The sequence below is a fragment of the Kitasatospora sp. NPDC001660 genome, from assembly GCF_053596725.1.
The window spans coordinates 60,009-72,046 of the sequence record NZ_JBSFGU010000007.1; the positions used below are offsets into that span (position 1 = coordinate 60,009).

General features: G+C 71.4%; 9 protein-coding genes and 1 pseudogene. 6 read left to right on the forward strand and 4 right to left on the reverse strand.

All coding sequences use genetic code 11. The features are described 5' to 3' along the window. Window positions 1-58: 58 nt before the first annotated feature. Window positions 59-703, reverse strand: a complete 645-nt coding sequence (locus ACWCXH_RS10360) for a TetR/AcrR family transcriptional regulator (protein WP_449800963.1) — start codon at window positions 701-703, stop codon at window positions 59-61. Between the two features lie 146 nt (window positions 704-849). Here ACWCXH_RS10360 and ACWCXH_RS10365 point away from each other — a divergent pair, with 146 nt between their 5' ends. The 3 genes from ACWCXH_RS10365 to ACWCXH_RS10375 all read left to right on the forward strand — a co-directional run bounded on the left by ACWCXH_RS10365 (window position 850) and on the right by ACWCXH_RS10375 (window position 4,219). Beyond that, on the forward strand, window positions 850-2,334 hold the full coding sequence (locus ACWCXH_RS10365; protein WP_449800964.1) for an MDR family MFS transporter: 1,485 nt from the start codon (window positions 850-852) through the stop codon (window positions 2,332-2,334). A gap of 69 nt (window positions 2,335-2,403) precedes the next feature. Beyond that, window positions 2,404-3,279 (forward strand): mycothiol conjugate amidase Mca, encoded by an 876-nt coding sequence (mca, locus tag ACWCXH_RS10370; protein ID WP_449800965.1) that lies wholly within the window; start codon window positions 2,404-2,406, stop codon window positions 3,277-3,279. Window positions 3,280-3,673: 394 nt separating this feature from the next. Next, the gene (locus ACWCXH_RS10375) at window positions 3,674-4,219 is read left to right on the forward strand and encodes a PaaI family thioesterase (protein WP_449800966.1); all 546 of its coding nucleotides are present in this window, start codon (window positions 3,674-3,676) and stop codon (window positions 4,217-4,219) included. Window positions 4,220-4,294: 75 nt separating this feature from the next. Here ACWCXH_RS10375 and ACWCXH_RS10380 read toward each other — a convergent pair whose 3' ends face one another. Beyond that, window positions 4,295-4,702, reverse strand: a complete 408-nt coding sequence (locus ACWCXH_RS10380) for a hypothetical protein (RefSeq protein WP_449800967.1) — start codon at window positions 4,700-4,702, stop codon at window positions 4,295-4,297. A gap of 218 nt (window positions 4,703-4,920) precedes the next feature. Between ACWCXH_RS10380 and ACWCXH_RS10385 the strand changes: the two genes are divergently transcribed. Then, complete coding sequence (locus ACWCXH_RS10385; RefSeq protein WP_449800968.1) at window positions 4,921-6,828, forward strand: galactose oxidase-like domain-containing protein; 1,908 nt, start codon at window positions 4,921-4,923, stop codon at window positions 6,826-6,828. 49 nt (window positions 6,829-6,877) lie between these two features. Beyond that, window positions 6,878-9,253 (forward strand): Dyp-type peroxidase, encoded by a 2,376-nt coding sequence (locus ACWCXH_RS10390; RefSeq protein ID WP_449800969.1) that lies wholly within the window; start codon window positions 6,878-6,880, stop codon window positions 9,251-9,253. 89 nt (window positions 9,254-9,342) lie between these two features. Here the strand turns inward: ACWCXH_RS10390 and ACWCXH_RS10395 are convergent. Next, window positions 9,343-9,546, reverse strand: a pseudogene (locus ACWCXH_RS10395) (YdcF family protein); the annotation flags it as partial. Between the two features lie 30 nt (window positions 9,547-9,576). After that, entirely contained in the window at window positions 9,577-10,257 is a 681-nt protein-coding gene (locus ACWCXH_RS10400) for a TetR/AcrR family transcriptional regulator C-terminal domain-containing protein (RefSeq protein ID WP_449800970.1), read from the reverse strand. Between the two features lie 168 nt (window positions 10,258-10,425). Between ACWCXH_RS10400 and ACWCXH_RS10405 the strand changes: the two genes are divergently transcribed. Beyond that, window positions 10,426-12,021, forward strand: coding sequence for an MFS transporter (locus tag ACWCXH_RS10405; protein ID WP_449800971.1), 1,596 nt, complete (start codon window positions 10,426-10,428; stop codon window positions 12,019-12,021). Window positions 12,022-12,038 lie beyond the last annotated feature (17 nt).

The following is a 12,038-nucleotide window of genomic DNA, read 5'->3' on the forward strand; positions in this document are numbered from 1 at the left end:
CAAGTGGCGATCGGGGAACGGGCGTTCGGGCCGGCTGTGGGGCCTCGCCGATCGGCGCTCAGACCTCGGCCCGGACGGCGAAGTCGCCGAGCGCACCCTCCAGGCGGTCGAAGGCGCGGGCGGCGGACGGGCGCACCGCTGCCGTGATGGCCCCGTGGTCCTCGCCGGCCAGGGTGCGGCGGAAGACCTCGGCGGAGACGGCCCGGGGGATGGCGGCGAGCAGCCCGGCGGCCACTCGGCTCTCGAAGTCGCCGGGTATCGCGTGGACGGCCTCGGCCAGGGCGGCGGCGAGCGCCGTCTCGCTCTGCTCGTGCAGCTCGCGCATCCGGGCGGTCAGGGCGGGGCTCTCGGTGATGGTGCGGGCGAACGCCTCGCCGGAGAAGCCGAGCGCGGGATCGTGCCGGTCGATCTCGGCCAGGCAGGCGCGGCGCAGTGCGGCGAGGGCGGACTCGCCGGGGGCGCGGTCGGCGACCGCCCGGGCGTGCCTGGAGACGATCTCCTCGTGCAGGTCGAGGAGGAGGTCCTCCTTGCGCGGGAAGTGGTTGGTGACGGTCATCTTGGCGACGCCGGCGGCCGCCGCGACCTCGGCGATGGTGGTCCGCTCGAAGCCGCGGTCGATGAAGAGCCTGGTCGCGGCGTGGGAGATCGCCTCGCGGGTGCGGCGCTTGTTGAGCTCGCGCAGGTTCGGGCTGGTGTCGGTCATGGGGGGAGCCTAGCGCAGTTCGCTGGGTCGGGCACAGAAATTATGCTTGACCCAATCCGTGGGTTCGACCTAAGTTCTTCCCCGGCGGTCGGATCGGCCGTCGGAAACACGACTCAGGACACGACTTCGAACCTCGGGGAGGGGCCATGACCGCCAAGGTCTTCACGGCGAAAAGGGAACTGACGGAGGGAAGTGCCGTCCGCGGCGGTCGGGGCGGCGCCGGTCGGGGGAGCGCCGAGCGGGAGCCGCTGCCGCCGGGCCTGATGAAGACGGGCGCGGTGCTCGCGCTCGGCCCGGTGCTCGCCCTGCTGGACACCACGATCGTCAACGTGGGCATCGACTCCGTCGCCCGCGACCTGCACAGCTCGATGGCGGCGGTCCCATGGGTGTCCACCGGGTACCTGCTGGCGATAGCGCTCGTCATGCCGCTCTCCGGCTGGGCGGCCGGGCGGTTCGGCGCCCGGCGCGCGTGGCTCGCGTCGGTGGGGCTGTTCGTCCTCGGCTCGGCGCTGTGCGGGCTGTCGTGGTCGACGGGCAGCCTGATCGCCTTCCGGGTCCTGCAGGGGATCGGCGGCGGGATGATCCAGCCGCTCGGGCAGACGCTCATGGTGCAGGCGGCCGGGCCGTCCAGGATCGGGCGGGTGATGGGCGCGCTGCTGCTCCCGATCAGCCTCGCGCCGGTGCTCGGGCCGGTCCTCGGCGGTGTGCTGCTGGACCACCTGAGCTGGCGCTGGATGTTCCTGCTGAACGTCCCGGTCGGGCTGCTCACCGTGTTGCTGGCGCTTCGTTGGCTCCCGTCGGCGGGCGGTCCCGAGCAGGCCCCTCTGCGGCTGGACATCGCCGGGCTGGCGCTGCTCTCCCCGGGCCTGACGGGGCTGGTCTACGGGCTGTCGGTGATCGGTGACGGCGGCTGGGCGGGCCCGGTGGCGGCCGGGGCGGGGGCGCTGCTCCTCCTCGCGTACGGGTGGCACGCGCTGCGGCCGGCCCCGGGCGAGGGCCGACCGCCGCTGATCGACCTGCGGCTCTTCGCGCGGCGCGGCTTCGCGGTCGCGACGGCGAACTCCTTCCTCCAGGGCGCGGCGCTGTACAGCTCGATGTTCCTGGTGCCGCTCTACTACCAGCAGGTGGAGCACGCCGGCACGGTGGAGGCCGGGCTGCTCCTGGCGCCGCAGGCGCTCGGCACGGCGGTCACCTCGCTGCTGGCGGGCCGGATCGCGGACCGGCTCGCACCGCGCCCGCTGATCCTGATCGGCATCGCCTGCTCGCTGGTCGGCACGCTCGCCTTCACCCGGCTCGGTGCGGGCGACGGACCGGCGGACTGGGTGCTGGCGGCCTCCCTGGCGCTGCGCGGCGCGGGCATGGGGATCATCCTCATCCCCGGGATGGCGGCGGTCTACTCGAGCGTGCAGAAGGCCCAGGTGCCGGCCGCCGCCGGTGCGGTCAACGTGCTCAACCGGCTCGGCGGGGCGCTCGGCACCGCGGTGCTGACGCTGGTCCTCCAGCAGGCCCGGACCAGTCACCAGGGGCACCCGGCCGCGGCATTCGGCGACACCTTCTGGTGGGTGCTGGCCCTTTCCGCCCTCGCGACGGCACCCGCGCTGCTCTACCCGGGCACCCGCAAGCAGGCCTGACGGTCCGGCCGGGAACCGGACAGCGCCTTCACTCGCCCACCTCATTGACCAACACCTCACGGAGGACCCATGTTCACCAAGCACCCCGGCGGACTCCGCCTGCTCACCGTCCACGCGCACCCCGACGACGAGTCCAGCAAGGGAGCGGCCACGCTCGCCCGGTACGCGGCCGAGGGCGTCGACGTCCTGGTGGCCACCTGCACCGGCGGCGAGCGCGGCTCCGTCCTCAACCCGGCGCTGGACCGTCCCGAGGTGTGGGCCGACCTCCCGCGGATCCGGCGCGAGGAGATGGCCGCCGCCCGCGAGATCCTCGGCGTGCGCCAGCAGTTCCTCGGCTTCACCGACTCCGGAATGCCCGGGCCCGGTGAGGAGCTGCCCGACGACTGTTTCGCGGCACAGGAGTTGGAGGTGGCCGCGGCCCCGCTGGTCGCCCTGATCCGGGAGTTCCGTCCGCACGTCGTGATCACCTATGACGAGACCGGCGGGTACCCGCACCCGGACCACGTGATGACGCACCGGGTCTCGGTCGAGGCCTTCGAGGCCGCCGCCGATCCGGGCCGCCACCCGGGGGTGGGGGAGCCGTGGCGGGCGGCGAAGCTCTACTACCACCTGGCGCTCTCCCGGGCCTGGTTCCAGACCATGCACGACGCGATGACGGAGCGGGACGTCCCCTCGGCCATGGGCGAGCTGCTCGCCGACTGGCCGGACACCCCGCCCGCCCTCGCGACCACCACGCGGATAGCGTGCGCCGAGCAGTTCGCGGTCAGGGACGCCGCGATGCTCGCGCACGCCACCCAGGTCGAGCCCGGGGTCGCGTTCATGGCCCACCCGCGGGACGTCGAACGCGAGGTCTGGCCGACGGAGGACTACCACCTCGCCCGGAGCCTCGTACCGGCCGCGGGCGAGCTGCCGGAGACCGACCTGTTCGCGGGACTGCGATCGTGAGAGGTGGCGGCGGATGTGGCGCTCGGCACTGCCCGTCCGCGAGCGCGTGGTCCCCCGGGCCGGTCTGCTGCAGGGTGTGCGTCACGAAGGTGTTCCAGAAGCCCATGTTCTGGCCCGATCGGAGCGCGTAGGTGAGGCCGCCGCTCAGCAGGGCGACGGTGGAGGTGCGGGCGAGGATGGCGAGGACGGCCATCGGGGACTCCTGGGTGGGGGAGGAGTGGCGTGGATGCCGTGCAGTGTGGCGCCTCCCGTACACCGGGTCCTTGTGGCGGATGACCGTCGTTCACCGGCCCGAGATGGCGTGGACCGCCATCCCGGGGCGGCCGTGACCGCACCGAGTTCCCGGTGCCGGGCGGCACTTGAGCGGAAACCAGGAACAAGGCAGGTTGATCCCATGACGAATCACGAGGTCGTGACCGACGGGCGGAAGCCGCTGGTCAACGGGGAACTGCGTACCCGCACGCACACGTGGACAGCCGGTCCGCCCCTTTCCGCCTACGCACACCTGACCGGCGAGGAGATCCTCCAGGAGATCATCGCCGGCCGGATCCAGCCCTCGATCTGCAGCACGCTGGGCTTCCACCTCGCCGAGGCCAAGCCGGGGTTCGCGGTGTTCGAGGGCGAGCCCGGTGACCACCTGTACAACCCGATGAACACCGTCCACGGCGGCTTCCTCGCCACCCTGCTCGACTCGGCCCTCGGCTGCGCCGTCCTGAGCCGCCTTCCCGCCGGACTCGGTTACACGACCACCCAGTTGAACGTCCACATGGTGCGCCCGGTGTTCGCCGACTCGGGCCTGCTGCGCTGCGAGGGCGAGGTGATGCACCTCGGCCGGACGATGGCCACCGCCGAGGCCCGGGTGATCGGCGCGGAGAACGGCAAGCTGTACGCACATGCCACGACCACGTGCGCGATCCTCGGCCCGCGTCCGACGGACTGAGCTGCGATGAGGGACCGGATCGAGTCGTTGAAGCCGCCCGATCCGGTCCTTGACGGTCGGGACCGGCGAGGGGCGTCAGCCGCCGAGGCTGGTGTTGTTCTCGCCGTCGGTACACACGATGCGGATGGTGAGGTTCGCTGGCCTGGGCTCGCCCTTCCCACCCTCCGGCGGGCAGTCGTCCTTGCGGACGGCGACGATCCAGCCGGTGGCGTCGTCGTTGGGGCGGCTCTCCAGCACGTCGGTCGGATGGCGGTCAAGCCTCCGGTTCTCGCCGGGCGTCACGCTGAATCCGCCGCCGTAGACACTCTCGTCGGGCGGGCAGAGCAGCTCGTGCGGCTTGCCGTCGGCGCCGCCCTGGATGGTGGGGCCGGCCACCGCCTGCGGCGCGAGGGGGCTCGGGGTCGCCGCCGCACTGCCGCTCGTGGCGGCGAGAACGACAACTCCCGCGGCGACGGCCATGGCGATCCTGATCTTGCTGGGCACGTGTCACTCCTGAGGTCCGGGGTGGGGTTCGCGGACATTCCAGCACGGTGGTGATGATCCGTCAGGCAATACACACGGTAACGGTGTGTCGGCAATCGATCCCGGGAATGCTGGGGTGTCTGCAAACGAACGACTACCAAGCGTGCTCTACTGACCTCGAATCGCCGTCACCCGACTGGCTACTCAGCAGCCCTGACCGACATGTCGCGAGGAATCCCATGACACGCAGTACCTCACGCAGCACATCACGCAGAAGACTCAGGGCGGTGCTGGCGGCCAGTGCCGTCACCGTCGCCCTGTCGACCACCACGATCCTGACCTCCCCCGCTCCGGCCGCCTTCGCAGCGACCGGCCCCTTCGCCGGGAACCGTGGGCTGCGCATCACCGACGAGCAGGTGCGGGGCGAGGTCCGTGCCGCCGAAGTCGCCGCGTTCGGACGCCCGGCCGCAGAGGCGATGGCCCGGGACCGGATCGGTCTTCGGGCCGTCCAGACCGGCTACCCGCAGACCACCCGCACCAACCGGTTCAACATGCTGACCAGGACGCAGGGGGAGTTCAACAGCACCTTCGACCCCGCGCAGTTCGGGCAGTTCAAGCAGTACATCCCCTCGCCCGAGTTCGCGGACCACATCGCGTTGCTGCCCACCGGCAAGGTGCTGATCTTCTCCTTCGAGTCCGTCGAGGACAACCCTCAGAAGGAGACCGCACCCACCGACGTCATCGGCAGCCAGAACGCCGGCCGTGCGTACCTGTGGACGCCGCCCACCAACGACACGGACCCGGGCGAGTTCAAGGCCGTCCCGCCGCCGGTCGTCAACATGCCGGACGGCCTGGACGAGCCGCGCCCCGCGCCGTTCTTCTGCGCCGGCCACTCCTACCTGCCCAACGGCATGGTCGGCGTCTTCGGCGGCAACCTCGGCGGCAACGGCGGCACCGGCGCCAAGCTGGCCCTGGTCTTCGACCCGTGGACCGAGACCTGGCACCAGCAGCAGGACATGTCGGTCGGCCGCTGGTACCCGAGCGTGGTCACCGGAGCAGACGGCCGGCAGACCATCATGTCCGGCCAGTCCGAGCTCGGCTTCGGCACCCCGACCCCGGTCATCGAACGCTTCCCGGCCAAGGGCACCGACGTCTCCTACGACAAGTCGAAGGCGCCCGACAACATCGCGCTGGACCAGTGGAAGGCGGACGCCCCGTACCGGATGGACTACCCGCACCTGTTCTCGCTCGGGGACGGCAAGATCTACGGGTTCGGCCGCAGTTCCGACCAGCAGTTCGTCTTCGACCCGGCGAACGAGACCCGCGACTCACTGCCCAGCCGGCCCGACAGCTTCCCCCGCCTGTACGGCTCGGCCGTCGCCCTGCCCAACGGCACCAACGGCCCGGACTCGGTGCTCGTCCTCGGCGGCAACCACAAGGACCCCAACACCTTCAAGTTCTCGGGCGGCCAGTGGACCAAGGACAAGCCGAGGAACCTCGGCCGCGCCCAGGACGACACGCTCATCTTCCCCAACGGCAACCTGTTCACCGTCAACGGGGCCGTCGGCATCCGCGACTACGGCCTCGGCGACTACAACCCGAACGTTCCCGACGACAGGTTCCGCCAGGTCGAACTGCGGGACGCCGACGGCAACTGGACCCTCGGCCCGAAGCAGCGGCTGCCGCGCGGCTACCACTCCAACGCGGTGATCCTGCCCGACGGCCGGATCATGGTCACCGGAGACGAGCTCCAGCAGATCGCCAACAACCCGGACATCAAGGCCGGCAACAACGGCACCATCGAGATCTACGAGCCGCCGTACCTGCACCAGCCCGGTGGCCGCCCGGACATCCGGACGGCGCCGACCGACCCGGTGGGCTACAACACCACGTTCCGGATCAACACCAACTCGCCGACCCAGGCCGCCCGTGCCGTCCTGCTCGCACCCATCACCTCCACGCACTCGGTGGACACCAGCCAGCGCCGCCTGGAGCTCAAGCTCGTGAGCCGCGCGGGCAGCCAGCTCGTGTTCCAGAGCCCGGCCTCGGCCGCGGACGCCCCTCCCGGCTGGTACATGCTCTTCCTGCTCAACGACGCCGGGGTGCCCAGTGTGGCCAAGTGGATCCAGCTGGCCCCGAACGCCTGACCCCCAACACCTGACCCCACCCCGACGGAGCCGACGAACGGATCAATCCATGGCGGACCTGAGCCTGCGTCAAGACACCGAGATCCAGGGCGACATCCTCGCCGGATTCAAGAAAGACCACATGACACTGCTCCTCCTCCAGTTCAGTGACGCTTCGGCGGCGCGGAGCTGGCTGGAGAAGATCACTCCCAAGATCGCCACCACCCAGGAGGTCGCCAGGTTCAACGAGACCTTCAGCGAAGCCCGCCAGGCCTCCGGCGGCAGCGACCCGACGGCGCTCAAGGCCACCTGGCTGGGCCTCAGCTTCACCTACCAGGGCCTGCAGTTCCTCACCGGGCAGCCGGACCTCCTGAAGGCCGAGGCCAGGACCGGCGACACACTGGAGGCCTTCATCCAGGGCCCGGCCGACCCGAACCGCTCGATCGCGCTCGGCGACACCGACGACAACGACCCGAAGCACTGGCTGTTCGGCTGCGCCACCAAGCCCGTCGTCCACGCGGTGCTCACCATCGCCTCCGACACCGCCGCCGGCCTCGACAGCGCGGTGAAGGAGCAGAAGCAGACCGTCGGCCAGGCCGGCGCGGTCGTCGTCTACGAGCAGGAGGGCACGCACCTCGCGGGCGACAAGAAGGGCAAGGAGCACTTCGGCTTCAAGGACGGGGTCAGCGAGCCGGAGGTCGAGGGCTTCGACGAGCCGGACCCCAACCGATCCACCGGCAAGGATCCCGACAAGGTCTTCTACTCGAAGAAGCACCCCGGCACCCGGATCATCCCGGCCGGTGAGTTCGTCATCGGGAAGAAGCTCACCTCGGCGCACGACCAGGGCACCGCCGCGGTCAAGACCGTTCCCGCCTGGATGCACGACGGCTCCTTCCAGGTGGTGCGCCGCCTGGAGCAGGACGTCGCAGGCTGGTGGGCGCAGGTCGACACCCAGCTGCGCCGGCTGAAGGACCTCAAGGCGGTGCCGGAGGACACCAGGCGGGACTGGTTCGCCGCCCGCCTGGTGGGCCGCTGGCGCAACGGCGCGCCGGTGTGCAAGTACCCCGACCAGCAGCCCGGCGACCCGGCCGCGGGATCGGACAACGACTTCAAGTACCTGGGCGACCCGGACGACCCCGACGGCCTGATCACCCCGCTCTTCTCCCACCTGCGCAAGACCAACCCCCGGGCCGGACTCGCCGACGGCGTACCGGTCGACGAGGCCTTCATCGACGCCCGCCGGATCATGCGCCGCGGTGCCCCCTACGGAAAGCCCTTCGACCCGACCAGCGACATCCCCGAGTACGGCCCCGACGCCGAGCGTGGCCTGCTCTTCGTCTGCTACCAGGCCGACCTGGTGGCCCAGTTCGAGTTCATCCAGGCCAACTGGATCAACGACCCCGACTTCCCGCCCGGGCGCGCGGCCAAGCCCGGTCCGGACCCGCTGGTCAGCGGCCAGCTCGCCACCGTGAACGACGGCCGGGTCAGCTGGGAGGGCCGGTCCCCGGCGGGCGAGCGGGCGACCACGGGTCTGGACTTCCGGCCGTTCGTCCAGACCCGTGGTGCGCTCTACTGCTTCACCCCCTCCATCACCACGCTGCGCCGGCTCGCCCAGGGCCGACTCAACGGCGAGCCCGTCGACGAGAGCAAGCAGCCGGTCGTGGCGCAGAACCTTCCGATGGACTGCGTCCTGCCGCTGCCCGACGTGGACGGCCGCTACTGGACGTTCCAGCAGGGCACGATCCGTCTGATCGGCACCGGGAGCACCGAGGTCCGCCAGCTCACCACCGGCACGGTCGACGACCGCACCGGGGTCGTGGTCAGGAACGTCGGGCCGTACGCGTCCTGGCCCGCGCTGAAGGGCGTCACGCAGATCGACACCATCCTCCCGGTGTTCGACCAACAGGGCGTCAGCGGGAAGTGCGACTACTGGGTCTTCCACACCGTGGGAGGCGACCAGGTCTACCGCTACGTCTCGATCGACGCCTCCGAGCCGTACGCGAGCCGGGTGGTGGCCGAGGACCAGCCGGTGAGCAGGTGGAGTTCGTTCGGCGGGACGACTCCCGTCACGCACGTGGACGCCTTCCTGCCCGTCCCCGACATGCGGCCCGCCGGGGACGGCTCGCACTGGTACTGGGTGTTCCACAACACCCCGGCGGGCCAGCGCTACCGGCTGATCTCCATCGGCCGCTCCGGCCGGGCGTACCCGGACCGGCTCCAGCGGGACGACCGGCAGCTCAGCCTCTGGCGCTCGTTGGAGGGCGTCACGCGGGTGGACGCCTTCCTGGCCGTGCCCGGCAGGGACGACCCGAGCGGTGGCCAGCACTGGCAGTGGGTGTTCCACCAGGACAAGTACCGGGTCATCATGATCAACCACGGCGGCAACCACCAGGACGACCTGCTGCGCGAGGACCGCCCGACCGCGGTTTGGTGCCGCCAGCCGTAACCGTCCGCCCGGGAGCACGGGGAGAAGTACGACTTCGGGTCCCGGCCGCAGCGGTGGCCAGGACCCGAAGTCGTGAACGGCGTACGGCGTCAGAGCGAGGCGAGGATTCCGCAGAGTGCGAGGAGGCCGCAGATGCCGAGGTTGACGAGCTTGTGGGAGAGGAAGACGGCGGCGAACCCCCGGATGGTCGCGCTGGGCCAGTAGTAGGCGGCGGTCGGGGCGCCGAAGACCTGGCCGTTGACGCCGGTCTTCCGGGCCGTGAGCGCGGCTCGGAAGGCGTGGAAGTTGTTGGTCGCGAACGAGGCGTCCTGCGGGCCGCGCGACTACCGCAGCTCCGGGGGGAGCAGGGTGGCGAGGCCGTCGAGGACCCGTGCGACGCAGAACTCGAAGCGGGCGTCCATGTCGGGCTCGGTGAGGTCGCCGGCGAGTTCGACCAGGGTGGGGAACTCGTCGGCGGGCAGGGAGCGGAAGCGGTCGGCCGCGGCGTCCACGGCGTCCCGCCGGCTGCTGTTGCCCGTGGCTTCGGCGGCGGAGATCGGCGCCTGCTCCTGGAGGACGAAGCCCTGGACGAAGGTCCCGAGCAGGTAGGTGACCATCGCGGCGTCCGCGTTGGAGAAGCCGGCCTCGCGGAGGCGGTCGAGCTGGTCCTCCAGGATCGCGAGCATGTGCGGGCCCAGGCCCATCCGGCCCGCCACGACCTTGGCGGCGTCGCGGTTGTCGAGCAGCAGCTGACGGTGGCGCAGGCAGTACGCGTGGAGCTGCTCGCGCCAGCCGCCCTCGCGCGGCGGCGGTTCGGCCCTGCTCATGATCGCGTCGTTGAGGAGGTCGATCAGTTCCTCCTTGTTGCGCACGTGCCAGTACAGCGAGGCGGCCTTCACGCCGACCTCGGCGGCGACCTTGCGCATCGACAGCCCCGCGAGGCCGTCCCGCTCCAGGACCTTCAGTGCCGCCTGCGCCAGCGCCTCCCTGGTCAGCGCCGGTGTGGTGCCCTCGTTCTCCGGCATGGGTGTGTGGACGCCTCCTGTGGTCGGACCGGGTCGTCCGGTGCCGTTCCGGCACTCTCCCGGGGTCCTCACGATATCCCGCTTGCAATCTAACGGTGTCAGGGGCAGTCTTGGCGTGCCATTGCAGCCCCTAACGCCGTTAGGGGCGGAAGTCTGGAGGGAAGTCCGATGAAGGAGCCGGGGGAGCCGGGCGCGCGACGCAAGCGGCTCGCGCTCTTGACGCTCTGCGTCACCATGTTCATGTCCATGCTGGACAACGTCATCGTCAACAACGCCCTGCCCCGGATCGGGCAGGACCTGGACGCCGGCATCAGCGGCCTGCAGTGGGTCGCGGAGGGCTACAGCCTCGTCTACGCCGCGCTCGTCCTCACCGGCGGCGCACTCGGCGACCGCTACGGCCGGACCCGGGTGTTCCGCCTCGGCCTCGCCCTGTTCACGGCCGGCTCCGCCGTCGCCGCGCTCGCCGGGACGATCGAGGTGCTGGTCGCCGCCCGGATGCTCCAGGGCGTCGGCGCCGCGCTGCTCACCCCGGGCAGCCTCGCCATCCTGCGGACGGTCTTCACCGAGGAGCGCGAGCGGGCCAGGGCGATCGGCACCTGGTCCGGCGTCTCCGCGCTGGGCCTGTCCGTCGGCCCGGTGGTCGGCGGTCCGATGGTCGAACACCTCGGTTGGGCCAGCGTGTTCTGGATCAACGTGCCGATCGGCCTCGTCGGACTCGTGCTCGCCGCCCGGGTGCTCCCCGACATCGCCCCGCGCCCCCGGCGGATCGACCTCGGCGGCCTCGCCCTGTCCGCGGCCGGCCTCGGCGCGCTGGTCTACGCGCTGATCGAGGGGCCGTCCCGCGGCTGGACCGACACCCGCGTGCTCGCCTGCGGCGCCGCCGCGGCCGTGCTGCTCGCCGGCTTCCTGGCGCTCGAACTGCGGCTGTCCCAGCCCATGCTGGAGCTGCGGCTGTTCCGCGACGGGGCGCTGTGCGGCGCGCTGCTCAGCGGATTCATGGTCAGCTTCGGGATGTTCGGCGCGCTGTTCTTCCTGCCACTGCTCATGCAGGGCGTGCTCGGCTGGGCCCCCTCGGACGCGGGTTACGCGGGGCTGCCGATGACCGCGATGATCGTGTTCGCGGCGCCGCTCTCCAGCCGCCTGACCAGCACGTACGGTCCCCGGCTGCCGCTCGTGCTTGGTGTCTCGCTGTGCGCGGTGGGTCTCTTCGGGCTGTCCTTCCACGGTGAACGGGCCCACTACGTCGAGTACTTGTGGACGCTGTTCACCATGGGCCTCGGCATGGGGATGACGTTCACCCCGGTGTCGATCGCCGTGTTGCAACGGGTGCCCCCGGCCGAGACCGGGATGGCCTCGGCGACCATCAACACGCTCAGGGAACTCGGCGGCGTCCTCGGGATCGCGGTGCTCGGTGCCATCCTGACGAACCGGATGACGGACACCCTCACCGCCTCCCTGCACCGGCTCGGAGTCCCGGCCGGCGCCGTCGGCCCGATCGCGGATGCGCCCGCCGGGGCGGCCGGGCACGGCGCGGGGGCGGCCGACGCCCTGCCCGCCCCGGTCCGGGCGGCGGTGGACGGCGCCTTCGTCGACGGCGTCCACCTCGCGCTGCGCTGCGGCGCGGGCGCGCTCGCCGTCGTCGCCGTCCTGGTCGCGCTGCTCCTCGGCCGGGCCCGCCCGGTCGCCGCCCCGCCGGTGAACGAGGGCGCCGGGCACGGCGGCGAGCACACTCCCGTATCCGACACCGAGGCTCACGCCCGGTGACGACGTCACCGGGCGGG